At 30.6% G+C, this 25,334-nt stretch carries 30 protein-coding genes and 1 tRNA gene; 18 read left to right on the plus strand and 13 right to left on the minus strand.

The genetic code is table 11. The features are described 5' to 3' along the window. Window positions 1-45: 45 nt before the first annotated feature. Both Q0C16_RS02845 and Q0C16_RS02850 read right to left on the minus strand, forming a co-directional pair. Window positions 46-1,149: a hypothetical protein gene (locus tag Q0C16_RS02845; protein ID WP_292319530.1), complete on the minus strand. Its 1,104-nt coding sequence runs from the start codon at window positions 1,147-1,149 to the stop codon at window positions 46-48. A gap of 14 nt (window positions 1,150-1,163) precedes the next feature. Next, the gene (locus Q0C16_RS02850; protein ID WP_292319531.1) at window positions 1,164-1,586 is read right to left on the minus strand and encodes an NfeD family protein; all 423 of its coding nucleotides are present in this window, start codon (window positions 1,584-1,586) and stop codon (window positions 1,164-1,166) included. Window positions 1,587-1,643: 57 nt separating this feature from the next. On the opposite strand from Q0C16_RS02850, the gene Q0C16_RS02855 reads away from it, so the two are divergent. Both Q0C16_RS02855 and Q0C16_RS02860 read left to right on the plus strand, forming a co-directional pair. Beyond that, window positions 1,644-2,924 (plus strand): nodulation protein NfeD, encoded by a 1,281-nt coding sequence (locus Q0C16_RS02855; RefSeq protein ID WP_292319532.1) that lies wholly within the window; start codon window positions 1,644-1,646, stop codon window positions 2,922-2,924. Between the two features lie 205 nt (window positions 2,925-3,129). After that, window positions 3,130-3,975, plus strand: a complete 846-nt coding sequence (locus Q0C16_RS02860) for an SPFH domain-containing protein (RefSeq protein WP_292319533.1) — start codon at window positions 3,130-3,132, stop codon at window positions 3,973-3,975. Window positions 3,976-3,978: 3 nt separating this feature from the next. Here Q0C16_RS02860 and Q0C16_RS02865 read toward each other — a convergent pair whose 3' ends face one another. The 4 genes from Q0C16_RS02865 to Q0C16_RS02880 form a co-directional block, all read right to left on the minus strand. Further along, a complete protein-coding gene (locus tag Q0C16_RS02865) occupies window positions 3,979-4,491 on the minus strand; it encodes a DUF4382 domain-containing protein (protein WP_292319534.1) in 513 nt (170 codons plus the stop codon). A 131-nt stretch (window positions 4,492-4,622) separates the two neighbouring features. Further along, the gene (locus tag Q0C16_RS02870; protein WP_292319535.1) at window positions 4,623-5,516 is read right to left on the minus strand and encodes a DUF1028 domain-containing protein; all 894 of its coding nucleotides are present in this window, start codon (window positions 5,514-5,516) and stop codon (window positions 4,623-4,625) included. Between the two features lie 19 nt (window positions 5,517-5,535). Then, window positions 5,536-5,621: transfer RNA gene (locus tag Q0C16_RS02875), tRNA-Leu, on the minus strand. Window positions 5,622-5,713: 92 nt separating this feature from the next. Continuing rightward, entirely contained in the window at window positions 5,714-6,424 is a 711-nt protein-coding gene (locus Q0C16_RS02880) for a CdvA-like protein (protein ID WP_292319536.1), read from the minus strand. Between the two features lie 114 nt (window positions 6,425-6,538). Here Q0C16_RS02880 and Q0C16_RS02885 point away from each other — a divergent pair, with 114 nt between their 5' ends. Further along, complete coding sequence (locus Q0C16_RS02885) at window positions 6,539-7,216, plus strand: Snf7 family protein (RefSeq protein ID WP_292319537.1); 678 nt, start codon at window positions 6,539-6,541, stop codon at window positions 7,214-7,216. Between the two features lie 76 nt (window positions 7,217-7,292). Further along, on the plus strand, window positions 7,293-8,042 hold the full coding sequence (locus Q0C16_RS02890) for a helix-turn-helix domain-containing protein (RefSeq protein ID WP_292319538.1): 750 nt from the start codon (window positions 7,293-7,295) through the stop codon (window positions 8,040-8,042). An 81-nt stretch (window positions 8,043-8,123) separates the two neighbouring features. Here the strand turns inward: Q0C16_RS02890 and Q0C16_RS02895 are convergent, their stop codons facing one another. Continuing rightward, window positions 8,124-8,420 (minus strand): hypothetical protein, encoded by a 297-nt coding sequence (locus tag Q0C16_RS02895; protein ID WP_292319539.1) that lies wholly within the window; start codon window positions 8,418-8,420, stop codon window positions 8,124-8,126. A 155-nt stretch (window positions 8,421-8,575) separates the two neighbouring features. Here Q0C16_RS02895 and Q0C16_RS02900 point away from each other — a divergent pair, with 155 nt between their 5' ends. Further along, the gene (locus Q0C16_RS02900; protein WP_292319540.1) at window positions 8,576-8,899 is read left to right on the plus strand and encodes a hypothetical protein; all 324 of its coding nucleotides are present in this window, start codon (window positions 8,576-8,578) and stop codon (window positions 8,897-8,899) included. A gap of 125 nt (window positions 8,900-9,024) precedes the next feature. Next, complete coding sequence (locus Q0C16_RS02905) at window positions 9,025-9,162, plus strand: hypothetical protein (protein ID WP_292319541.1); 138 nt, start codon at window positions 9,025-9,027, stop codon at window positions 9,160-9,162. A 36-nt stretch (window positions 9,163-9,198) separates the two neighbouring features. Here Q0C16_RS02905 and Q0C16_RS02910 read toward each other — a convergent pair whose 3' ends face one another. Continuing rightward, complete coding sequence (locus Q0C16_RS02910) at window positions 9,199-10,467, minus strand: amidohydrolase family protein (RefSeq protein WP_292319542.1); 1,269 nt, start codon at window positions 10,465-10,467, stop codon at window positions 9,199-9,201. 189 nt (window positions 10,468-10,656) lie between these two features. On the opposite strand from Q0C16_RS02910, the gene Q0C16_RS02915 reads away from it, so the two are divergent. Further along, window positions 10,657-10,974: a hypothetical protein gene (locus Q0C16_RS02915; protein WP_292319543.1), complete on the plus strand. Its 318-nt coding sequence runs from the start codon at window positions 10,657-10,659 to the stop codon at window positions 10,972-10,974. A 55-nt stretch (window positions 10,975-11,029) separates the two neighbouring features. Here the strand turns inward: Q0C16_RS02915 and Q0C16_RS02920 are convergent, their stop codons facing one another. After that, a complete protein-coding gene (locus tag Q0C16_RS02920) occupies window positions 11,030-12,223 on the minus strand; it encodes an NRAMP family divalent metal transporter (RefSeq protein WP_292319544.1) in 1,194 nt (397 codons plus the stop codon). Between the two features lie 181 nt (window positions 12,224-12,404). On the opposite strand from Q0C16_RS02920, the gene tmk reads away from it, so the two are divergent. The 4 genes from tmk (at window position 12,405) to Q0C16_RS02940 (ending at window position 14,744) form a co-directional block, all read left to right on the plus strand. Further along, the gene (gene tmk, locus Q0C16_RS02925) at window positions 12,405-13,049 is read left to right on the plus strand and encodes a dTMP kinase (RefSeq protein WP_292319545.1); all 645 of its coding nucleotides are present in this window, start codon (window positions 12,405-12,407) and stop codon (window positions 13,047-13,049) included. Window positions 13,050-13,107: 58 nt separating this feature from the next. Beyond that, window positions 13,108-13,422, plus strand: a complete 315-nt coding sequence (locus Q0C16_RS02930; protein WP_292319546.1) for a transcriptional regulator — start codon at window positions 13,108-13,110, stop codon at window positions 13,420-13,422. A 129-nt stretch (window positions 13,423-13,551) separates the two neighbouring features. Further along, window positions 13,552-14,292, plus strand: a complete 741-nt coding sequence (locus tag Q0C16_RS02935; protein WP_292319547.1) for a hypothetical protein — start codon at window positions 13,552-13,554, stop codon at window positions 14,290-14,292. Then, on the plus strand, window positions 14,289-14,744 hold the full coding sequence (locus Q0C16_RS02940; protein ID WP_292319548.1) for a hypothetical protein: 456 nt from the start codon (window positions 14,289-14,291) through the stop codon (window positions 14,742-14,744). The genes Q0C16_RS02935 and Q0C16_RS02940 overlap by 4 nt, the downstream gene beginning before the upstream one ends. A 136-nt stretch (window positions 14,745-14,880) precedes the next feature. Here the strand turns inward: Q0C16_RS02940 and Q0C16_RS02945 are convergent, their stop codons facing one another. Beyond that, window positions 14,881-15,765: an NAD(P)-dependent oxidoreductase gene (locus tag Q0C16_RS02945; protein WP_292319549.1), complete on the minus strand. Its 885-nt coding sequence runs from the start codon at window positions 15,763-15,765 to the stop codon at window positions 14,881-14,883. Between the two features lie 167 nt (window positions 15,766-15,932). On the opposite strand from Q0C16_RS02945, the gene Q0C16_RS02950 reads away from it, so the two are divergent. The 4 genes from Q0C16_RS02950 (at window position 15,933) to Q0C16_RS02965 (ending at window position 18,849) form a co-directional block, all read left to right on the plus strand. Continuing rightward, window positions 15,933-17,033 carry an NMD3-related protein gene (locus Q0C16_RS02950; protein ID WP_292319550.1) on the plus strand — a complete coding sequence of 367 codons (1,101 nt, stop codon included), beginning with the start codon at window positions 15,933-15,935 and terminating at the stop codon, window positions 17,031-17,033. A 120-nt stretch (window positions 17,034-17,153) separates the two neighbouring features. Then, window positions 17,154-17,498, plus strand: a complete 345-nt coding sequence (locus Q0C16_RS02955) for a translation initiation factor IF-1A (protein ID WP_367117894.1) — start codon at window positions 17,154-17,156, stop codon at window positions 17,496-17,498. Next, window positions 17,495-18,271: a serine protein kinase RIO gene (locus Q0C16_RS02960; RefSeq protein WP_292319552.1), complete on the plus strand. Its 777-nt coding sequence runs from the start codon at window positions 17,495-17,497 to the stop codon at window positions 18,269-18,271. Before Q0C16_RS02955 ends, Q0C16_RS02960 begins: the two co-directional genes overlap by 4 nt. Then, window positions 18,247-18,849, plus strand: coding sequence for a pre-rRNA-processing protein PNO1 (locus Q0C16_RS02965; protein ID WP_292319553.1), 603 nt, complete (start codon window positions 18,247-18,249; stop codon window positions 18,847-18,849). The genes Q0C16_RS02960 and Q0C16_RS02965 overlap by 25 nt, the downstream gene beginning before the upstream one ends. Here the strand turns inward: Q0C16_RS02965 and Q0C16_RS02970 are convergent, their stop codons facing one another. After that, on the minus strand, window positions 18,850-19,500 hold the full coding sequence (locus Q0C16_RS02970; protein ID WP_292319554.1) for an MBL fold metallo-hydrolase: 651 nt from the start codon (window positions 19,498-19,500) through the stop codon (window positions 18,850-18,852). 98 nt (window positions 19,501-19,598) lie between these two features. Here Q0C16_RS02970 and pgk point away from each other — a divergent pair, with 98 nt between their 5' ends. Next, window positions 19,599-20,840: a phosphoglycerate kinase gene (gene pgk, locus Q0C16_RS02975; RefSeq protein WP_367117895.1), complete on the plus strand. Its 1,242-nt coding sequence runs from the start codon at window positions 19,599-19,601 to the stop codon at window positions 20,838-20,840. A gap of 1 nt (window position 20,841) precedes the next feature. Continuing rightward, window positions 20,842-21,873, plus strand: coding sequence for a type II glyceraldehyde-3-phosphate dehydrogenase (locus Q0C16_RS02980; protein WP_292319556.1), 1,032 nt, complete (start codon window positions 20,842-20,844; stop codon window positions 21,871-21,873). A gap of 384 nt (window positions 21,874-22,257) precedes the next feature. Here Q0C16_RS02980 and Q0C16_RS02985 read toward each other — a convergent pair whose 3' ends face one another. Together Q0C16_RS02985 and Q0C16_RS02990 are read right to left on the minus strand one after the other, a co-directional pair. Continuing rightward, window positions 22,258-22,629, minus strand: coding sequence for a helix-turn-helix domain-containing protein (locus tag Q0C16_RS02985; protein ID WP_292319557.1), 372 nt, complete (start codon window positions 22,627-22,629; stop codon window positions 22,258-22,260). Window positions 22,630-22,737: 108 nt separating this feature from the next. Then, window positions 22,738-23,253, minus strand: coding sequence for a hypothetical protein (locus Q0C16_RS02990; protein WP_292319558.1), 516 nt, complete (start codon window positions 23,251-23,253; stop codon window positions 22,738-22,740). A gap of 60 nt (window positions 23,254-23,313) precedes the next feature. On the opposite strand from Q0C16_RS02990, the gene Q0C16_RS02995 reads away from it, so the two are divergent. Continuing rightward, window positions 23,314-25,233 carry a hypothetical protein gene (locus Q0C16_RS02995; protein WP_292319559.1) on the plus strand — a complete coding sequence of 640 codons (1,920 nt, stop codon included), beginning with the start codon at window positions 23,314-23,316 and terminating at the stop codon, window positions 25,231-25,233. The last annotated feature ends 101 nt before the right edge of the window (window positions 25,234-25,334 follow it).

The raw sequence follows: 25,334 nt of genomic DNA on the forward strand, positions 1-25,334 counted from the left end.
CATCATCCCCGCCCCTTCCAGGGGCGAGGCTTTCTTTTTATGTAATCAATGAGTTAATGAAAAAGGGATAGGTTCTTTTGAAGGTTTTACTATCAATACAAGAAATACTATAGACAATGCAACAAAGAGAAATGATACGTGATGATCTATCGGCCAAATCAAAGCTGCTATAATAATCAAAATATATGGCAATAATGAATATCTTCTAGCTGATGTCCATCTCAATATAACAGGTAACATAAGTGGAGCATGAATAAATATATGGATCCCAACAAATCCAATTATGAGAATATGAATAAAATCAAGCATATCAATTATATTATAATATAATAAAATTGAAGATATTAATAAAATTAACGAGTATAAAGCAGCTATTTCCTGACCATATAGCATATACAATGTACCTGCCTTTGCATATACATTAGTAGTATTTTTAGCAAAATTATTATATTTTTTATATCTGTATATGTTAATCGATGTGTAGAAAATTATAGCTGAAATGGAAAATAATATTACAGAAACCCTAAACATAAATGGATAAATTATGGCTGATATAGTTTGTAATGCAAAAAGCAAATATACTATTGGTATTTTTGGTTTATCTTTAAACGTATTTGGAAATGAATGTATTGTTACAGCATATATTGAAGAAATCGCATATATAAATATAAAACCAATAGCTAATTGGAATATATTTTCAGAAGAATTTAAATATAAAAACAATGATGATAAAATTCCTGTATAGCCTATTAATAAAACAGATATCATAACATCCCCTTTAGATCTTGTTGATGTTATTAAATTAACTAGACCAAAATAAAATAAAGATACCAATAAAAATATTATTTTTCCAGTAATAAGAGAAGTTAAGCTTAAAATTAAAGTAAGAATCGTTGATGATATTTGTAATATCAATATTATTGAGGCAAACCTATCGCTCGGCCTTAAAGATGATGAAGAATAAGATTCTGCAACGCCAGAAACAAATATAGGTAAAAAAGCGAGTAAAATTATTTTTGCATGTATTAAACCTAAATTTCTTGTAACCAAATATAGTGCTGTTATTAGCAATAATATTGATATATATACCATAGCCATACTAGATTTATTTACTAACTTCATTATTTTGCTGTAATTTGATTGCTTCATGTTTCAATCACCTATCATTTTTGGGTTTTTTCTTTAACTTTTACATAAATACCATTAACTTCTGTAACTATAACTTCTGTGTTTTCTTTTATACTCGTGTCGCTATATGCAGACCATAGTTGATTATCAATTTTAACTACACCAGGTTTCCCAGCTTCAATCTTTTTTATTACTATACCAGTCTTGCCAATGATTGGTGTTGTTGTTGGATTCATTGGCAAAATAATTTCAGAAGATTTAACAAAGACTATAATAATTACCACAATTAAAAATAATATTGCCACGAACAAAGATAAATTGCTATTATATTTATGATATATGTATATAAAAATTGCTGAAAATATTATTAACAAAATTACTAATAATATACTTCCAAATCCCCATCTGATTCTTGAAAAAAATCCAACATTTTCAGTTTTCTTCATATCGATCATCATATAATATTTAATGTAATTTTATAGCTTTTAAATTTTATTTAAATATAGGGTATAAGTATGGAACAAACAAAAAAATACATAATGATCACGTTATTATTAATCATGCTTATATTGCTCACTAAAGTAAATACCACAAACAGTGCCATAAAAAAGCCCGTTATAATAGTAAATTTTGATGTACCAGTTGATATAGGTTCAAGTGATATGATGCAGAGAGCATTAACTATTGCACAGAGTTATAATGCATCAGCTATAGTAATAGTAATGAATACTCCTGGAGGGTATTTAAGCGATATGATAAGTATTGTAAACATAATAGAAGAGGCCAATAAATCAGGCATTCCTACATATACTTATGTCCCTCCTAATAGCCTTGCTGCTTCAGCAGGAAGCTATATAGCTATGGCAACGAATCAAATTATAATGGGTACTGGTTCAGAGATTGGTCCTTCAACTCCTATAGTTGTAGGTGGCTCTCAATTAGAACAAAATCATACAGAAGATGCTATGATAAGTTTTATGCAAAGTTTAGCCCAAAAATGGGGACGTAATACAACTGCAGCAACAAACATGGTTTTATACGATATAGCGTATACATCTTCCCAGGCTTATCAATACCATCTAATTAATGGCATATCAGATTCGCTTAGCTCTGCATTGAAGTCTTGGAATTTAACTAATAATCCTCAAATACATATAAGCGAGGATTTCTATGAACAATTCTTAAGTGCTATAAGTAACTCAACAGTAGATGGAATTTTAATGACATTGGGCTTTTTAGCAATATTATTAGATTTATATCATCCAACAATATTTTTAACTGTAATAGGAATTATCGCCATTATTGCTGGACTTGTTGGAGCTGAAATTATAAGTGCTTCTTTACTTGGAATTACTTTAATCATTATAGGAGCAGCAATAATGTTAATTGAACTAAAATTAGGTCACGGATTTGCATTAATGGCAGGAACTATAGTGTCTGCATTAGGAATTTATTTCATGGCAGAGGGTATTCCATTTATTTCAACGGGTGTTCCCAATGGTTATATATCCCAGTTAGAAATAACTGGCGTGGGAGCTGTGGGGATCGTAGCAGGTCTATATATTAGGTGGATAGCAGGCCCTTTGAGGAAAAAGGAAAAACTAGCAGGACCTGAATCATTAATAGGAAAGAAGGGTGTTGTCATATCACCATTAAACCCAGAGGGAGAAGTTAAAGTAGAAGGTATTGTATGGAAGGCAATATGTGAATCTTGTACAGCAAATCAAGGAGAAATGGTTGAAGTTTTAAGAATTGAAGGACTAAAATTAATAGTAAAGAAGATCGAGAGTAAGTAATAAAAAAGACTTTATCTCGTTTAGCGGTAATGTAAAACTTTTAATTTATATAATTATTGTTTTTTATTGATGCCTGCAAACTTACCTGCATGAAAATAGTCAGATTCCTTCGTTATAAATTCAATATAAATAAACATTCTAAAATAAAAATTTATTAAAGTAAACTTTTAACTGCGCACATAATAGTAATAATGGGGCGTAAAGTTTGATAAATTTCGGATTATTGGTTATTGAAGTTTTTATCATTTTAATAGTGTTAATTATATTGTTAAGCGGTATAAAAATTGTCAAAGAATGGGAAAGAATTCCAGTTTTAGTTTTGGGTAGATTCAGAGGACTTAAAGGACCTGGAATAGTTTATGTAATACCTTTTATTTCTCAAATACCCTTTAGAATATCAACAAGATTACAAGCTTTAGCATTTAGGACAGAGCAATCCTTAACTAAAGATAATGTTCCCGTAGTTGTTGATGCAGTAATGTATTATCAACCTGTAGACTTGCAAAAAGTAGTATTATCTGTAGAAAACTATAATATAGCAACTCAATTAGCAGCTGAAACAACTCTAAGAGAGGTTATTGGTCAAACAGTTTTGGATGAGGTATTGGCTGAGAGAGATAAAGTTGCAGCCTTAGCAAGAAACATAATAGATAGTAAAACAGAAGCATGGGGTGTAAAAGTTACTGCTGTTGAGATAAGAAATGTAGAAATTCCACACGATTTGGTAGAAGCAATGTCAAGGCAGGCTCAGGCTGAAAGAGAAAGAAGAGCTAGAGTTACATTAGCTGAAGCAGAGTTCCAAGCTGCTCAAAAAATGGTTGAAGCAGCTAATTTATACAGAGATCATGATGAAGCTTTTATGCTAAGATGGATGAACATGATTTATGAATTAGGAATGGAGGGTAAAAATACATTAATGCTCATACCAGTTAATCTTCCGGCTGCAGGTCCAATTTCCGGATCTCCATTAGGAGTTTTTGGAATCCAAAAAATGCAAGAATTAATGCAAACTCAACCAAAACAAACAGAAAGTGAACAAAAGAAAACATAAAAATCATTTTGGAGGTTTATTTGAAGCAGTTACTGTTATAAGTGGTCTTAATATAAAGCTACCATTTCCAGTTTCTGTGACATGAGGTCCAATGCTTATTGTTAAATACTGTGGACTTCCACTCTTTACAGTCAATCCACCTGGTATCGCGACTTTAAATACATTGCTAGGCAAAGTAGCTGACACGTTAACATTGTTCGCAAGTGATATCATTACTGATTCTACAACAAATCTAAGTTCTGTATAATTACCTGTAGGAAGATTAGCCGATGCAACAAATTGAGGTATTGAAGATAGTTGGATGGTTTCAGTCTTATTAGATATAGTCATCCATCCTTTGTTAGAATGAACTTGAATTGATGTTACAGTTAAATAAATTGCAATGAAACTCGAATTACCTGGATCGGATAAATATACATAAACCTTTCCATAAGATTCATAATAGTATAGCCCCAGCCCCGCTATTACAATTATGATAACTGCTATTATCAAAGCAGATTTACTTAGCGATTTCATATTTTCACCATGTTTAAAATAAATGTATTTCGGACTTTAAAAAATCATATTACGATAATATATATAAACCTAAAAATTGTAAGCTACATAACATTTGTTATTAAAAAAGGATTTATAAATTAAATGTTAATTTAAGATTTAGATTGATCCAATAAATAATCGTAAATAGATTTCCAAACTTTTTTATCTCTTCTAAGCTTGTTTTCAAAGTTATTAGTACTAACCCAAGTATTAAAGGCCATAACCAATTTTTTATCATTTTGTTTCTTAGGTACATAATCTAAATAGCCTAATTTTATTAATGCTTTTGCTACATCACTCCATATGTCCTCCCAATCCAATAATTCTTTATCTCTTTTTAAAAATGTTAAATCCCATATCTTAAAAATTCTTTTCAATTCTGCAATTGGCTCATTGCTATCATCTACCCTAATATCAACATACTTATCAACACCTGCACGGCATCCTCCATATCCTCCACACTTTCTTAATACTATCAATGCAGCAGATTGTTTTCCTCTTTTATCTCCACCTGCGTTATCTCCAGCCTCAAGAGCTGCAATAAGTTTATCAACTAATTCGCCTTTAGCATTTTCGAAGGTTCTTGCCATAGAATTTAAAACTTCTTCACCTTTTAATATATTACCTTGCACTGAGAAGCCATTTCCTGTTATATGACCCGCATAACTAAGGCAATTCTTTCCAGTAAACGCTGCCGATTCACCTTTAAAATTGACAATACCAATTTGTCTATAATCTCTTTTCCTGTCCTTTTCTGTTAATCTATTTATAACATCCTTTGGATTTATCCCTTTTTCTAAATATCTTAATCCTAATGGACCATATCTGACGTTAGCCCATGCTTGGGTTGCAATTGCTCCAACATTTGTTTTGACCCATGGTACAACATGACCTACAGCTAAAAATTTGGAAGCGACTGCAACTCCAAGATCCCCATTATCTACGTCAACTCCTACTATCGAAAAAGTAGACATACTTATCTTATATTGACTTTCGTTACTCATATTTTCACCATCATAAAAATGCGGGGGGTGGGATTTGAACCCACGCAGGCCTACGCCAACGGGTCTTGAGCCCGTCCCCTTTAGACCAAGCTCGGGCACCCCCGCGCATATTCTAATTATACATTTGAGGGGAATAAATTTTCTTTCTTTTTAACCAAAATAAATAGATTATAATATCATAATAAAAAATTATACCGTTAACCTTGTATTTTCACTACTAAAGATCCTTGATTTGTTTGAGGAATTTGCGGTATTTTATTCTCTTCCTCTTTAGGTTTAGCTACTTCTTTGTTTTCACTAAATGCTAATTGCATAGTTTTGTCTAATTTCTCCAAATACTCTTTTGCATTTCTTTTTTCTTCACTTATTGATTCCTTTAGCTTTCTTAGATGATTCATGCTTTGTGTGTAACCTTTTTCACCAACTTCACCACTAAAATATGAAATTTCTATACTAGCTATAGCTTTAGCCACTTTAAGCTCTTCATCTTCTATTTCTCCTACTCTACCATTTATAACTTTCTTAACTTCGTCTGCTTTAATTCTTAGAGCTTTTATGTCTTCTTCTAGCCTTCTTTTCATTGGTTCTACTACACTACTTGGTAATTCGTTTTGCCCATTTACTGTATCTAATGCCTTCCTTCTTTTATATGCTCTATCTAAGTTTTCTATTATCCTACTAGCTTCAAATTTCCAATTTGGTATAACAATTATTTTACCTTCCTGTATTTTTAATCTTTCTCCTTCTATTGTTTCGAGATACCTATCTGCAACTTTAATTGTAAGACTTTCAACCCTACCATCAACTGAGCTTTGTATACTTATTATAGTTCCTAAAACTCTTCCATATTCGTCATGTATTTCGTCGCCAGTATATCTGGAAACCTCATCAATTTTTAGGATCGCCACTATAGACACCAATCTTTAATTAACAGGTAGAATATATAATGTGAAACCCCCACTTACTAAGTTCTTCTCCTTATTAAGATATAATACCAACTATAGATTATCGGTGAGCAATTAATGAGCAGCTTAGATGAATGGAACAAGAGATGGTATGAACAGAAGAAGGAGACTATAGGTCAGAAAGTAAAAGAGTTTGTAAGACCCCCTCCCCCATTAAAGGGGCAAATAATAAGTGCTACATATAAAATAGCAACTCAAATAAATAAATTGGACTACAATTTAAGCAAGCTAGAAGCATATGATAAACAACTATTTGAAAAGACTGTTAATGCATTGGTCGAAGGAGACAAAAGCAAAGCTGGAATGTATGCTAATGAAGTAGCTGAAGTAAGAAAGATGGCTAAGGTATTAATGACTGTTAGATTTGCTTTAGAAAGAGTAAAGTTGAGATTAGATACAACATTAATATTTGGTGACGTTAATGCAGACTTAGCCCCAGCTATAATTGCTCTGAAGAGCGTAGCTGGATACTTAAAGGGAATGATGCCAGACGTGTTTACAGAATTAATGGGAGTAGATGAAGAATTACAGATGGCATTAATGCAATACAGCTCTGGAAGCGTACCAATGTTAGAAAACGAATTCGTAACTGAAGAAGCCCAAAAGATATTAAAAGATGCAAGCTTAGTAGCAGAACAAAAGATGAAACAAGAATTCCCAGAGATTCCATCAGCAGAAAGTATACCAACTTCAACTAATAACCTTAACAGCGCTACTGCCGGTTCCGGCAAATAACCAATTTTAATTTTTTTATTTTAAATTTTTTAAAAGTTTATCTTTTCTATCAGGATTAAATATAATGGGGTATATTGTGTCAGAAAATACAAAAGATGAAATTATAGAAAAAATAAGAAAAAGCTTGGATCTAACGCTTTATGAAGCAAAATTGTATTTAGCCTTGTTAGAAGGGGCTAAGGATCCTAAGGAAGCCAGCGCAAAAAGCGGAGTACCATTGCCTAGAATTTATGATGTAATAAAAGTACTTGAAGCTAAAGGTATGGCTGTTTCTGATCCAAAGGGTTGGTATAGAGCAGTCCATCCAAGAGCTGTTGCAGTTTCAGCTATTGCCCGCTTAGAAGAAGAATCAAAGAAAAAAATAAAAGAAATTCTAAATATAGCAGATAATCTTGAAAATGTAACTATATCAGAAAACATAAATGAAATTCTTATGGTAAAGGGGTATTATAATCTCTTATCCGTATTAGCCGAAAAAGCCAGAGATACAGACATATTATACATCGCAACAAGCAGAAATTTAAGTAATTGGGAAGAAAATCTTAAACCATTAATAAAATCAGTAATGATGTTCGTTAACGATATAAGAGTATTTGTTGAGGAATTTAATGAGTTTAATAAAGGGTTAAAAGATGAAGGAAAAGAACTAGGAATATCTTTTAAAATTTATAAACCTATACTATATGATTTAATATCATCAAAAAAATCCTATATTATTGTTTTAAGAAGTGCAGAAGGATTAATTAGTATAGTACAACAAGAGGAACTAGAAGCAAGAGAAGTTTTTGATAAATTAAATGCCTTATGGAAGCTAAATAATGAATAATACTATAAATTAAATTTTAGAAGAAAATTAACTACAACGTTTTATTTCATATATTCCGATTAACTTAAAATCAACTTGCTGTCATGAAAAGGTTTTTACAAAATCTTCAATTGTCATAAGTTCTTTATATATCATATTATCTTTATCCTTTAATTCAATTGATATTTTTCCTTTCTCCAAAGAAACATATATGTATAAATGCTTTGGTTTCTTTGATAGTTCTACAACAAATCCTTTTTTATACAAATAACCTTTTAGTAACTCCCATGCATGCTTATCTATATATACCTCTAAATCTAAATTTTTATTCATAATATCAAGTAAGTTAGCATTTATACTTTGCATGGGTTCAATACTTTTTTGGCCAACTGACTCCATTTTTATTTCCCAATTCTTATTAAATTAATTTTCTGCAATTAAAGTTGGAAACTCTCAGTATTACTTAGTTTAAATTTTAATTTTTACATATTAAATTATAAAATAGCACATATATTTAAAACTTTAATTTAAGAAATATCATTTTGGTGTATAGCTTGACATGTTATATTGATCTTGAAAACGTAAATGATATAGATGAATTATCTGATGAATTAAATGATTTAGCAGAAGACATAAATACAATACAAGATTATTTAGATGACCACATAGGAGATTTTATAGAAAAGTTTTCAGAAACTTTAAGCACTGAAGGAATAGAATTAATTTGCAACAACTCAAAAGAAGGGATTGTTGAATGCAAGTATAAATTTAAAAGTGATTTAATAGATGCAGAGGTAATATTTTCCATAGAAATAGATATTTCTGATGGAAAAATAAAAGATTATGACATAAATAGAATAAGAATTAACACAAAATAAAATATCAATTGCTTCTAAATGCTCTACATCACAAATGACAAATGAAAGGCTAGTCTTGACCCCCAGGACAGAGAGGAGATAAGAAGAGTTCTACCCAACTATTAAACCTCTCATAGTTCAAGCATATGGAGGCAATATTATCGCACGACCTAGAACTACCTGTTATAATTGCAAAGTCTTGCTCATTATCTGCTAGACTCGTAAACTCAAGCTATCTAAGATATCATAATTGCAGATTTTATAAACCACCATATCTGAATTAAAAAAGACAACCTCCTAAATTATTGTGAAAAGTTTTATTAACTGCTAGGTTTCTTTACGACTTTTCCATCTTTAATTACATATTCAATGTTGTCCACTTTAACTAAAGTATTTATATCTTCAGTTGGATCTCCATTAATTACAATTAGATCAGCTAAAGCGCCTTTTCTCATTGAACCGACTTTTCCATCAAGTCCAGCAGCTGATGCAGCATTTATTGTGGCAGCTCTTATTGCTTCTAATGGGGGCATACCAATTTTCTCGACAAATAATCTTAATTCCATAGCGTTTGTACCCATTTTACCTATTCCTCCATCAAAATCGGTTCCTGTAGCTATTTTAACGCCCATCTTATATGCTAATCTAATCGCATTTAGATGTTGCTCATAAACTTCTTTTGACTTTTTCAATCCCCATTCTGGAACACCTAGTTTTTCACCATCATCTATCAATCTTTGCACAATTGAGAGAGTTGGGACAACAACAGCATTTCTTTTTTTAGCTTCTTCGGAAGCTTCTTCGTTTATGTATATTGCGTGTGCTATAACTTTAACACCTGCCCTTAGAGAATTAAGTATTCCTTCAGTACCTTGAGCGTGAGCATGAACCCATCTATTAGCAGCTTGAGCCTCGTCAACTATGGCTTTAAGTTCCTCATATGTAAATTGCCTATGTTCTGGTTTATCCCTTTGAGACAATACACCTCCTGTTGCCATCACTTTTATGAAATCAGCGCCTTCTCTCATAGCATATCTTGTTGCTTTTCTACATTCATCCGTACCATCACAAATCAATGACATGAAAGGTGTTAATTTTTTACTAGTTCTATAATCTACATACTCTACTGGCATGTAATGAGTATCTGCATGGCCAAAAGTCATACTCAATGGAAGTCCTGAAGCTACTATTCTTGGACCAACTATCGTGTTTTCGTTTACAGCATCTCTAAGATGCAGAGCTATTAAACTGCCTGCATCAACAACCGTTGTAAATCCTGCATTTATTAATGCTTCCAAATCTTTAACTGCTCTAGCATAGAATACTCCTAAAGGTGTGACAAGGCTTTCTTCAATCTTTCCAGATCTTTGACCTGTCACATGTAAATGAGCATCTATTAATCCCGGCATTACTGTACGACCTTTGCAATCTATAGAATTAACATCTTTTGATAACTCTACAGATCCTTTATTACCAAAGTCCTTTATCATATTATTTTTTATTACCAATAAACCATTATTGCTAACATAACCAGACTCGGGATCTAAAATTCTAACGTTTTCTAACACTAATTCTCTTTCTTCACCCAATTCGGATCACAATCTTATTGTAAGTGCTCCCACTTTTAAGCTTTTACTATTTTTCCCAATGTTTTAGTTATTAGTTTATATATTTACAAATTTTAAGCTAAAGTTGAATTTTATTAACTTCTTCGTCAATATGCTTTTAACTTTTCTCAAATACTAACATATTAGTTATAAGTACTGCAGGTGGAAGAATTGACAGCTAAACGCGATGATAAATCTTATAAGCTATTAATATTAGAGGCCAGCAGATACTTAAATCAAGCAGCAATTTACTTAAATACAATTATAAACAAAGATGAAACTGGTAGCTTAGTAGTGATTAGAGCTTCACTTAAAGGATTATCAAGACAAGTAATAGATCTTAGCATATATGATTGCAATATGATAGAAATTCAAAAAGTAATAAACAGAGTTGAGAAAATTATTGATCAAATACCTCCTGTCCCCCAGGTAATGCAATATGCTGAACTAGCTAAAGAAAATCTTATTAGAGCTATGGCATACTGTTAATTTTTATAATTCGATTTTTATAAGATTGGAAACACTTTATTAAATGTGATATTATTTAAAATAAAGAAATAAACCCAAGCAAGCCTCCCATAACAATTAATGCAGATAATAACCAATATAATTTTAATCTAATGCCCTTTATAGGTTTTCCCCTCATTATCTTATAGTCAGAAACTAATCTACCTAAGTAATACAAAGGAGGCGCAACAACAATCGTATAAATAACCATTAATTCCAACATTAAGTAAACTAAGTTTTTAGATATTAATACTAAAACCATTGCTGGCAATGATTCTAAAGAATAAATCATTACGTACCATTTATGTTTATTTATGTTAAGTGCCTCTAGAGCTCCCCAAGCAGATGCCATAGATATTACTACTAAAGCAAGAAAACCCGATGCTATGAATCCTACACCTAATAGGTATAATGCACTCAAGTTAAAATTTTTCAACATACTTGCCAGTAAATTGTAGTCTAGAATATTAGATCCCATGGAAGGATCTAACTTATTTAAATTATACCCGACTATAACTGTTACAACCATTAAAACTTCAGAAATAATTGCCCCAACTAGTGTTTCTAATCTTTCAGCTCTCATATTTTCTATTTTCAATTTTTTTCTTGAATCTGCCCCTGAATGAAAGAACAACATCCACGGCATAATTACTGCTCCAATACTTGCAGCAAATAGAAAATCAAATGATTTATTAGTATAAGGCTGTAGGGGGCTTATACCATATAATAAAAATTGTTTACAATTTATTGGAAAAATGAAAGATAACCAAATTATAGTTGCAACTAAAATAAAGCTTATTGGAACTAAGACTGCTTCTGCATGTCTATATTTTCTGCTAGTTGCAACTAAAATATGAAAAACAAATGCAATTGCCAATCCGATCTCCAATGGAATACCCAATAATTCCAACCCAAGTCCTATGCCGGCATATTCGACCACATATTCTAAAAAATCTGTAATAGACATTGGAATTGAAGCGATTATAGCTTGTTTTTTACCAAATTTTTTTCTTATGGCCTCGCCTAATCCCATACCTGATACTGTCCCCAAAGTGCCAGCAGCGTCCTGTATAAAGAACAATGGGATAGTTAAAATTAACATTATAAATACCATTCTGTAACCCCATGCTACTCCAGATTGCAGGCCTTCTACTATTGATGCTACATCTACATCTGCTATCATTACTATCCATGCTGGTCCAAACGTCTTTAATAATTCCTTGTATTCCATACTTATCCTCTCATTTTTAATTAGCAGGCCTTAAGTATTTTTAGGCTAACCTAAACTTTAAGGTTTTTAGTGTCCCCTAAATTTTAATTATAATTCAGCCTTTTAAATATTCCATTGTAATTTGAGAAAACCGAAATAAGAATTTAATAGGAAACACATAAAGTTTATATCGGGATCAATATTGAGAAAAGGCATGCTAATAGCATTTGAAGGAATCGACGGTAGTGGATTAACAACTCATTCTAAAATATTAAATGAAAAACTAAATATGTTAGGATATAAATCAATATATACCAAAGAACCAACAAACAACGAAATTGGTTTATTAATACAAGAGATCATAAATAAGAAAGACAAAATTATTGATAACAACATAATTGCCTTATTGTTCGCGGCAGATAGATTATATCATTTGAAATATGGTGATGGCTCAAACAAGGGAATTATAAGTTATATTGATGAAAATTATATAGTAATTACTGATAGATATAAATATTCAAATATGGCTTATCAAGGTGATAATATTAACTGGGTTCATAAAATCAATCAATATGCAATAAACGCTGATATTATAGTTTTTCTTGAAGTTCCTTTAGATGTAGCTTTAGCAAGAATTTCAAAGAGAACCAAAATATCTGTATTTGAGAATAGATCGTTTTTGGAAGTGGTGAAAAATAGATATTATCAAGTATTAGAAATGGCAAAAAATGAAGGTACTAAAATAATTAAAATAGACGAGGTTGAAGGAAACAAAGAAAAAAGCATAAATGAAGTTAGCGAAAAAATACTAAAAGAGATTTCTAATTTTATAAATATCACATATTGATTTACAAAAACGATAAATTTATATTTATTTAAACTTATTGATGTATAGCGGTGAAAGAATGAATAAAGACAAAGCAACAGGAGCTTTATTAATGGTGGTTTCAATAGTAATAATATTGGCGTATCTTATTATATTATGGTACCCTCCAATAGCTGCAAAAGCCAGCTTAATATTACTAAAATTAACAGGGAGCATTGCAGTATTAGCAGTATTTGCTATAATCGGGTGGATAGGATATACACTAGCAACAACACCTCCACCAAAGCCTATAGAAGAGATTGAAAAAGAGCTAGAAAAAGAGTTAAAAGAGATAACGAAAGAATCAAAAGGTGAAGATCAAAAACAAGAGTCTCAAAAAGACATACAAAAGTAAATACTAACTCAATATAACTTAAAAAGTTTATATTTTAAATTCTATTTGTGTTATGAAAATTAGTGTTATAAACTTTTCTTTTAGCATATAATATGAGGTGGAAGCCAAACGAATAAAGGCATAATAACTTTGGTAATTGCTTTAGCAATTATAGTCATAGGAATAGGCTCATACATAGCAATAAATAAAGCTAGTACATCTAAGTTATATACAACAAGTAGTCAAACTGCACAACCTACATCAACTCAGACCATAACTAGCAATTTAATAAACGTTAGGCCTCTATTACCGTACATAAATACATCATTAGTCCCTAGTTATGGATCTAACTCATCAAAATATTATCTTTTTATTGTTTATGATCCTGAATGCCCATATTGTGCCATAGAATTTAACAGCACTCTTCCTTATTTGAAATATTTAGCCAGGAACAACTATGCAAAATTAGTTTTTATCGGTATGCCGATACATCAATATTCTTTGGAAATGATAGCTATGTTAGATCTATTATATCAAAAATATGGATTTACACAATTCTATAATGTTTTAGAAAAAGACTATGCTATTTATTATTATAATATAATGCTATATGAAAATAATAAAACATCACAGCTCGAAATGCCTACACCGTACACATTATATTTGATATTTAATCAAAGCAACTTATCAATTAACTACAATAATATCAACTCTACTATGAAAAATGCATATGCTATAGCTAATTTAGCTTATAATCAAGGAATAGATGCAACGCCGATATTAATAATATACAATGTTCAAACAGGCTCAACAGTTAATCAATTTGTTGGTCTATATCCAACTCAAGAAATAGAGAGTTACTTAAACCAAACTTTAGGTGTAAGAAGTTGATAATAATTAATTTTAGTTTTCCATTTGAAAAAATTTATTTGTCTATATTTAATAATTTAATGTTTGATAAAAAATTCATTGCCAGACTCTCAAAAAAATATCAGCCTGAAACATTAATATTTTCAGTACCAAATCAAGTAGAGCCTTGTTCCTTAGCTCTCATATACAGCTATGTAATTGAAGATTCAACAGCGCTAAATCATAAAGTATCAAACTTATCTTTAAGAGCCTTGACTTATTTAACAAGGTCTAAACAGCTGTATGAGGCTATTAATAAATCACAAAACTATAATAATTTGGCTATAATTGCAACTAATAAAGAAACCATAATAAAAATTGCCAAAGAAATTAACTATAATATAGATAATGTAGTTGAAGAGAGCTATATATGCAATGATCTAAACGAAATGAATCAAATAACTACCTTTAGATTAAATTCTCTTAATTTGTAATTATTAAATTCTAGTTTGGCATTAAACTATTAATAAGACCAATTTTATTATATTTAATTGATGCCTGTGATTAGTATGTGGCCGCTTCTGAATAAAAAATGAAGAGGGGCCAAAGCGATGAGGCATCAATTTCTTACTAAGTTTTTTTATTTTTATCTTCTCTATTTTTCTTTGGATTTATAAAATCATATATTTTTGTATAATCTACATCTTTCATGTTAAAGTTTTCTGCTTGCTTAAAAACTTGAGCTGCAGTTCTAATTATTGGTAATGCAACGCCTGCATCAAATCCAGACCTATTCGCATATTCTAAGTCTTTAGCAGCCAAGGAAAGCCTAAAAGATGTAAGATTGCTGTTAGATAATATTCTATCTAAATATTTTTCAATAAATTGGCTAAAAACGGTGTTTTTTGTTATTTCTTTTATTTTATTTGGTTCAATGCCATAAGCATCTGCTAAAGTTAATGATTCGCTTAATAAAGCAATTGAAGATATTAATAAAGAATTATATACCAACTTAGCAATTGATGCTTTATAGCTTTCGTTACCAATTTCAATAACTTTTCCTGCTAAAGTTAAAATCCCCATAGAATATCTAACACAATTTCTTTCTCCAGCAACCAGAAAAACTGCATTACCTTCTATTAAATTTTGAGGATTCCCAATAATGGGAGCTTCTACATAACAAATACCGAGTTCCTTTAATTGTGTAGAAACAATCATACTAGCATTAGGGGTAACCGTAGAAGAGTTAATAAATAATAAACCATCTGCTCTCCTCATTTGGGATACAATATCATAAAGCGCATTGTCGTCTGAAACTAATGAAATAGCTATATCAGCATTCTCTACAGCTTTCCAAGGAGTATCAAAGACCTCAGCGTTCAATTTAGACCCTATTGATTTTGCCTTTTCTATTGTTCTATTCCATAAAAATATAGTAAATCCTGAATTAGATAGTCTCTCGGCTATAGCACTTCCCATATTTCCTGTGCCTAAAACCGCAACTCTAGTAACCAATGCTTATACCCAGATTTATTATTACAATGTAAAATAATTAACTTTAAACAATCTTGTTTAATTAATAATTTATTATCATAAAATTAATAGTTCTTTATTTAATAACATCATCTGGCCTGACAAAATTAAATAAATTCTGTCTATATTTAATATTTAGGAAGAGAAAAATGCCTGAAAAAATATGTCCAATGTGTGGAAGATCGAGCAACGAAGTAGAATTTATAGACAAATTTTGCAAAGACTGCTTTATAAAACATAAAGGTCTTGCAATAATACCTGATAAAGTAGAGTTTACATATTGTAACATTTGTGGCTCTTATAAATACTTAGGTCAATGGACGTCAGGATTAGAGACCTTAGAAGAGACTTTGGATAGCTATTTAAGAATATACATAACAGAAAAAATGAAACCTGTAGAACCTATTAAAGATACATATATCAAAGAAATTGAATTTATAGAAAGAAATCAAAACTACATAAAAGCAAAGATAATTATTGAGGCATCTTATAAAAATCTAAGCCTATCGGAAGACAAAATGGTGATTATTAAATTAAACGATACAATTTGTCCCACTTGTTCTTCTATAAAAACATTAAGGGGTTATAATGCGATAATTCAAATAAGAGGGTATCCAAATAAAATATCGGAATCACTCTATAATGAAATTAAAAAGCAAATAAATAAAATTGCAACTTTATCAAGAGGAGAAATTATAAAGGTTGAAGAAATAAAAAAAGATGGATTCGATTTATATATTAGAGATAATAAATATGCCAAGGCTATTGCAACTAAATTAAAAGAGGAATATATGGCCAAAACTATAGAGACATACAAACTTATAGGAGTTAATAAAGATGGTTCAAGAAAGAGTAGAATGTATATATCAGTAAGACTTCTTAACCTAAAACCAAAAGACATTTTCGTTTATGAAGGTCAACCATATATATACGTATCAAAAGGATTAAATGGTATTTTGGTTGAAAATTTGAATTCCAGAGAAAAGAAAATCATCGAAACTGAAAATCTATGGAATAAAGGATTTAGATTATATGATGAAGAAACAAATCTTAAAATAGTAAAACTAATAGAAAAAAATAATGATATATACGTATTCTCTGATAAAGAATCTAACTATACTAATACATATGAATATAGAGAGCATAGCATTGAAGGCCTTATAGATGATCTAAGAGAAGGACAAGAGTTCAAAGCTTATTTATCTAAGAACTTTATTTATTTGATGGAAAGACTGTACTACAATACCTAAAATTTTCCCTTTGAGATACGGTATATTCTTGCTAAATAATAAATTTTAAAACATAAATTGTGTTAATAATAAACTAGAAAAATTAAAATAACCTATTCTATACTAAGATAAATTTGGAGGATGAGATTTAGTTTGGTAAAACAGAAAAATCGTGATAACGGATCTAAAGGTGAAATGCCCTTACCCAATGATGAAGACGGTACAATGATATGCGTTGTACAAAAAGTTATTGGAGCCGGATTTTTAGAAGTTATTTGTTCAGATGGTAACAAATACAAAGCTTGGATACCAGGAAAAATGAGAAGAAGGGTTTGGCTTCATGAAGGAGATACAATCCTCTTCTTACCTTGGGGAACATCAGATATGAAAGGTGAAGTTGTCCATAAATATCAGCAAAGCGAAGTAAAGGAATTAATGCAAAAAGGTTTACTGCCAAAAGATCTATTAGGAGAGGAAGGTGGTTGAACAAAAATAAGAAAAGTAAAGTAGAGAAAAAACTAAAAGATGAAGATATAATAAAAACTGTTGATGAAGTAATAGATTCTTTTACAAATTACCATCTTTATAAGTTAACAAGTAAAAAAGTAATTAAGGAAATTAAAGGGTCCTTTAGCTCTGGTAAGGAATCAAAGTTATTTTGGGGTAAAGGTTTTAATAATGAAGACCTAGCAATAAAGATATTTTTAACTTCTACTGCAGAATTTAGAAAAAGCATTAAAGAATACATATATGGAGATCCAAGGTTCGAGTCCGTTCCAAATAAATTTAGATCATTAATATATCTATGGGCGAAAAAAGAATTTAATAACTTAAAAAGAATGAAAAAATACGATATAAATGTCCCTGAACCTAAGGGATTATCCGGGAATGTCTTAGTAATGGAGTTCATAGGGGAAAATGGGTATAGAGCACCATTGCTAAATGAAATATATAAGGAATTAGATAGTGAAACCATATTAAAAATATATAATGAAATAAAAGAAAATTTGGTAAAAATGATATGTGATGCCAATTTAGTTCATGCTGATTTAAGTGAATACAATATTATGTATTGGAATTCAAAAGTTTATATTATTGATGTTTCACAATCTGTTGATTTAAACCATCCGAACGCATTTTCATTTCTTAAAAGAGATTTGAAAAATGTTTATTCTTTCTTCTCAAAGCTAATAAATGTGGAGGAATACGAGGAATTAGAAAGAGGGACAATGTCTTGTCTAACAAGGAAGGAAGAGTAGAAAAATGGGTTAAAGTATACGCACAACTACCGTTTGATAATATAGAACACTTTATGAGTGAATTTAACAGTATAAAAAATGATATAGAAACAAGACTAAAGATTAAGCTTGACATAGATAGAAACAATTCCCTCGTAACAATAGAACCAATTAGTAATGAAACATCTCCTGCAGATATGATGAAAGCAAAAGATGTTATACAAGCAATAAGCATAGGTTTCTCTAAAGAAGATATAATAGACCTTTTAGATGAAGATAGTGTTCTGCTAATTATAGATATAAAATCAAAAGTAGGTGATTCGGCGAATCATATTAAGAGAGTTATGGGTAGGATAATTGGTGAAGATGGAAGGGCTAAAAAAACCATAGAAGAAATAACAGGAACAATAATACATGTAGGGAACAATATGGTTGGTATAATTGGTGACTATGATAGAGCTATCATTGCACAACATGGAATAGACTTATTAATTGAAGGAAAGATGCATAGCACTGTATATAAAAGACTTGAATCAATGATGAGAGACGTCAGAAAGAGAGATTTAACCAGCATATGGCAGAAGAGAGATTTAAAATAGTTAATTGTATTTTAATATAAATACTTGAATATCATTGGGCAATGTATTTAGATCAATATTAACCTCATTAGAATTCATAAAAATTTTTTTATAATTAATACTGTTTACAAACTTATCAATGGAATCGTAAGGCAATGTAGATCCCTTAATCCAATAATGCATTGGTAAAACTATTTTTGGTTTTAAATTTTCTATATATTCTATCGCTTCCAAATAATTTATTGTTGTAACTCCACCAACAGGAATCATTAAAATATCAACAGGAGAGAATACTTCTTTTATGATTTCGTTAAATTTTTCCCCTATATCAGATAGATTTACTATTTTTATTCCATCAATAATTAAGCTAAATGCTTTAACCTTACCAAATATTTTTCCTCCATTTTTATCATGAGCCATTTCATAAAATTCTATCCTAATATTATCTATTCTTTTTTCTCCTACAATGTCTCTTATTATTTCCTTAGTTTTATTCCCATAAGACATCTCTACTGCATTATGATCATAATGATTATGCGTTATTATAATATAATCTGCATCAACATAGCACGGTTTTAAATTAAGACTATAACCATCATGGGGATCTATGGCAATCGTAACATTATCTTTTTCTATTATATAATATGAATTTCCGCACCACTTTATTTTCATTTTTAATCCCTATTTTTTGCATTAATATTAGCTAAAATATCTTATATGAAAAAGGTTTTTATATTTCAGTTTTTTAATATTTCACAGGGTTAATATGGGTGAGTGGAGTGACAATTTCTTATAATGGGAAGAACATAGCAACGTTAGACGATGTAGATCTCACAAACAAAAAAGTGCTAGCCAGAGTAGATATAAACTCTCCCATAAAAGATAATGAGATTATGGATACGAGTAGAATAAGGTCCCATGTAAAAACAATAAAAGAGCTAGTTGAATTAGGCTCTAAATTGGTAATTATGAGTCATCAAGGTAGACCTGGAGAAAACGATTTCATTTCTTTAAAAAAACACTCAGAAATTTTATCTAAAATGCTTGGATTTAACGTTGAATTTATTAGTGATATAATTGGACCTGAAGCAAGGAAAAGAATAGCTACGTTAGAGGTTGGAGAAGTTTTAGTCCTAGAAAACACAAGGTTTTTATCGGAAGAAAATATAGAAATGCCATTCGAACAGCTAATAGAAACAAACTTCGTAAAAAAATTATCGCCATTATTTAATTATTATGTTGGAGACGCATTTGCAAGCTCTCATAGGAGTCAAGCTAGCATTGCTGGTTTTCCCTTAGTTATACCAGGAATAGCAGGAAGAGTAATGGAAGAAGAAATAAAAGGTCTATCTAAAGCTCTTCATGGAGAAAGACCAAGGACTTTCTTTATAGGAGGAGCAAAGCTTAGCGATGCAATAAAAATAATTAGCCATTTAGTAAAGTCAAATAAAGCGGATTATATATTGACTGGAGGATTGGTTTCTTTGTTAATTTTAAAGGCCAAGGGATTTAATGTGGGAAGCGCTGAGAAAATAATAAACGAAAAGTTTACTCATTTAATCCCAGAAACTAAAGCTCTTTTAAACTATGAAAATATCATAGTTCCAGAAGATTTTATTTCTGAGGTCAATAATGGAACAGAAGTTGTGAGTGCTAAAGAAATAAAAGGGGCAGCAAAAGACATAGGGCCAGAAACTATAAGCAAGTATAGTGAGATACTAAAGAATTCTAAAACTATAGTTATGAGAGGCCCAGCAGGAGTTATTGAAGATGAGAGATTTAAAGCAGGAACGATAAAAATGGCTGAGGCATCTCTAAATAGTAATGCTTATGTAATATTTGGAGGCGGACATTTCATTTCAATACTAGACGATTTATCACCATGGCTAAGAAAAAAAATTGGATATATTAGTACGGGTGGAGGGGCAGTTGTTTATTTCCTATCAGGAGAAAAAATGCCTGGTATTGAAGCATTAACCTTATCATACGAAAAGTTCTTCAAAGGGATATAATATGAAAAGTAAGGTAAAGGTAGCAATAAATGGTTTTGGAACTATCGGAAAAAGGATAGCTATAGCAGTTAACAAACAAGACGATATGATAGTCTCAGGCATAGTGAAGAAGAAACCTGACTACAACGCATTATACGCAATAAGAGCCGGGATTGACATTTATACAATATCAGATAAAGATATAGAAACGTTTAGAAAAAAAGGAATAGAAGTTAGGGGAACAATAAATGATCTAATTAAAGAATCAGATATTGTAGTTGATGCTACACCTGATGGTGTTGGTGAAACTTATAAAGAATTATACAAAACTAATGGGATAAACTCTATCTTTCAAGGAGGAGAAGAAGCTAGCATAGCTGATATTTCTTTTAACTCTCTATGTAATTACGATGAAGCTTATGGTAAAAAAAGCATTAGAGTTGTATCATGCAATACAACTGGTTTATTAAGAAGTATATGCACATTAAATCAAGTTTCCAAAATAGAGAAGATAAATGCTGTTTTAATAAGAAGAGGCGCTGATCCCCAAGAGATTAAAAAAGGCCCAATTAATTCAATTGTATTAAACCCTGTGAATTTACCAAGCCATCATGCATTAGACGTTAAATCTGTCATACCTTGGATAAATATCTCAACTGCTGCCGTTGTAGTTCCAACAACATTAATGCATGTACATCATGTTACAATAAGATTTAAAGATAAGATTGAAAAAAATGATATCATAGATGCCTTAATGCAAGCCCCAAGAATAATTCTTTTAGATACCAAATTGTCTGATATACAAAGCACAGCACAAATAATAGATGCAGCAAGATTAGTAAAGGAAAGAGGGGATGTCAACGAATTAGTCGTATTTAAGGATTCTATAAGCATAGATGAAAATGAAGTTCAATTTTTCCAAGCAGTACATCAAGAATCTATTGTAGTTCCAGAAAACATTGATGCAATAAGGGCATCTCTTGAAATCTCTTCTAAATATGATTCTATATCACAAACTGACAAGAAACTTGGAATAAACAAGATCTTATATTAACTTGCGAACTTATAACTTAAATTGAAAAATAACTTAAAAAAGGGAAGATTGATATAATATATAAATGCAGTGAAGGATCTTATGATATTCTTTCGACATCGAAAGATTTTATAAATAAATATGAATATTATTAAATATTCATTTTTATTATAATTTTCTCATAGCAACTCATATTATATCATACTATTTAACACTATAATTTAAATTTTCGGATAAAAGTAAATAATTACTTACTGGTAGTAATTTCAATTAATTATTTTACCATTTACTAAAATTAGTCCGATATATACTTGCTTCATTTTTAACCTATTTATTTATACAATAAACTTCAGGCTTATCTATTTCTAACTCTTTATCAATTTTCATAACATAAAAAGTTGTTCTTTAAGCAGTTGTAAAATCTTTTTGACCCAATGTAACAAGACCAACTTTAGCTGTCAAATCATTTAGCCTTTTATAAAACTTTATATCTAAAATACCTCTATTTAAACTCCAATCAATAAAGTTAGATAACCCTTCGATAAATTCATCAGACACTACCTTAACTATACTGGTTATCTCCTCCTCATTAGCAATACTTATTGCTTTTTCCAAAACAATATCCGATGGATGAGTTAAACCTGAAAGATACTTGCTAACTGCAGCTGGAGTAACCCCTAATTCATTTGCAAGTTCCCTTACTCCTCTTTCATTAGCTAATATCTGTATTATTTTTTGTCTGGATTCTTTACCCAGGAGATGAACATATCTGATCATTAACTTTAGCACCAATTTAATATGATCAATTAAATGTAATAAGAGGTTAAGATATTTTACTAGGTTTATTCCTTAAAAACCCCTATACCTTATCAAAAATGTTAGAGTTTAACTCCTAGGTTTCTTACCCGAAAGCTTGTTTGCTTTTCTTAATTCGAAATCAATTTCGGCATCAGTTAAAGAGGCTTTATTCTTTATTTCATTTAATACTTTACTTAGTGATTCTTGGAATGATTTTTGTATTTCAGCTTTTTCTAAAACTTCTTTACCATCCCCTGTTACTCTAATCTTTCTATATCTTGGCTCTGCCTCAGCTAAGCCCGTATATAATAATGCAACAATATCATTCTTTAATGCTGGGCTGTAAGGATCATTTCCTAACTGGTTAAATTGATAGCCTAAATCTATTCCTTTATTCTTAAGTTCAGAAACAACTATTTGCAGAGTTCTCTCATGAACCATACCAAGTTGAGATATTAAATAAAGCAGTGACATAAGTTTTTGATTTTGAATTACTTTATCTTTAGTTATAACTTGAGTTGCAACTATTTTTAACTCCTTTGCTGTAGATGCTTTCTGATCTATTTGATCTTCCTTAACCTTATTCTGTTTTTTACCACCCATATTCCTCACCACACAAGTTAAAACCCTCTCCACATATTTAGTGAGTGGAGGGGCTTAAAATTGAAAAAGAAAAATTTGATGATAGCTATATTTATGCTTGCAATTACATTATTATTCTTACTATCTCCAGTAATAAAAGCACAGCAACTAGAAGAGACTCAACAAACTCAGTGGTCTAGATCTACATGGCTTTATTTACCAGCTGTTGAAGGAAATAATAGTGGAACTGTGATAAATACTACTGTAACCTTATCTTATCCAGGAACAGGACAAGTTATCGTGCAAAGCAATGGACAAGTTCAAAGTTCTACACTATATAGCATGGAGATGGCTTATATGGTAGCAATGTTATATGCTGGGTTAAATTATAACAATTATAATTTGAAAGTTTTCATTAATGTTTCAGGTTCTATATCGGGGCCTAGCGGTAGCTTTGGAGTAATGCTTGCGACTTATGGTTTAGCCACTGGTTTAAACACTTCTATATTACACACATATGCAATAACAGGAGCTGTATCCCCTTCTGGTCTATCTGGCCCTATAGGTGGCTTATCAGAAAAATGTTCCGCCGCCTCGTCAAATAATTTGACCTTAGCATTTCCAGTAGGTAATCTGGCAAACAGTGGTGTATCTAATTGCAAAAAATTCTTGCCTGTTCCAGGGATTATTTATGCATCTAACGAAATTTACAAGACTTCACAATACGACATAAACATTAATGTATCAAAAGACGCAGAATTTGAATTAGCTATGAAAAATGCCTCAAACCAATTTATTAATCAAACTAATAAAATATTAAACGAAGTTAATTCAAATATGCCAATATTAAATAATCAAACCTTATTAATTTTAAATGTACAACAAATAATAAATTACACTAAAACTAATATTAACTTAGCAAAGGAGACTATAAATAAAGATCCATATGCATCAGCAAGCTATGCTTTTACAGCTTATTACTATGCATTAACAGCTAACTATACCATATGGCTTTACGAACTATCTTTGAATAAAAGTAGCTACTTATCTACATTTGTCAATAATGTTACTCAAAACATTATAAATGAAGCAAATAATCTTGAATCTAAGCTTATCAATTATTCTAATCTAAATACCCTATACTCACAAGAACTTATGGCAACCGCTTTTAGCAGAATAGCAGATACAATATATAGTGCCCAATATACACAAAGCATATCATCCAGTATATCTAACTCTTCTTTATTAACGATAGCGCAAAATATTGCGTATTCTCAGGCCAGATTAGAGAGTGCATTATCGTGGGCTGAAGCAGCAGTTTTATCCAATAGAACCCCACCATTTATTTCTCAAGGATTGATATTATCAACAGCAAGCGCGGCGTCGACATATACAACAACCGCTGTAAATTATGCAAATTCTTTAATAGACTATTATATTTCTCAATATACATCTATTGGTGATATTGCAGATGCTCAAATACTTAGCGCAATGAAGAATGATCTTAACTATTTGCTATCAAATGCAAATAGCTTGCTTAGCAAGAGCTATTATACAGCTGCTATTGGAGTATATGAAGATGCGTTACAAAACTCATTAAGTATTATATTTATAATAACAGGAACAAATTATCCATTTGTAACAAGTCAATATGCAACAGAATTACAAAGCGAGTTTAATTTAATTAGCTCTGAATTAGCCTCAAGAGGATTGCAAAGTTCAATTGATAATTCATATATGAACTATGCCAAACAGATAATAAATAGCGAACCTGCAAGCGCTTTGAGCATAATGGAAACTGCCGTTGTTGATTCTATTATTTGGTATTTAGGTGAATTATCTTTCAATAATGCTAATTCAGTAAATTATGTTACAATATACTCTTCAAATAATGCTATAGACTACGGAATGTATATAATTTATTTAGCTGTAGGTATAGCTTTAGGAGCACTTATTGCTATGTCTTACGTCTCAAAAACTTATAAAAAATTATATTCATAATAATTTTTAAATTACTTGGTATTTATAAGATCCCTTTTTTATATTCCTCCACTTTACTATTTAAGAAATCAAGTATCATATAAGATTTATTCTTCAGATTA

It is taken from the genome of Caldisphaera sp. (genome assembly GCF_023256325.1).
In the GTDB taxonomy this organism is placed as follows: domain Archaea; phylum Thermoproteota; class Thermoprotei_A; order Sulfolobales; family Acidilobaceae; genus Caldisphaera.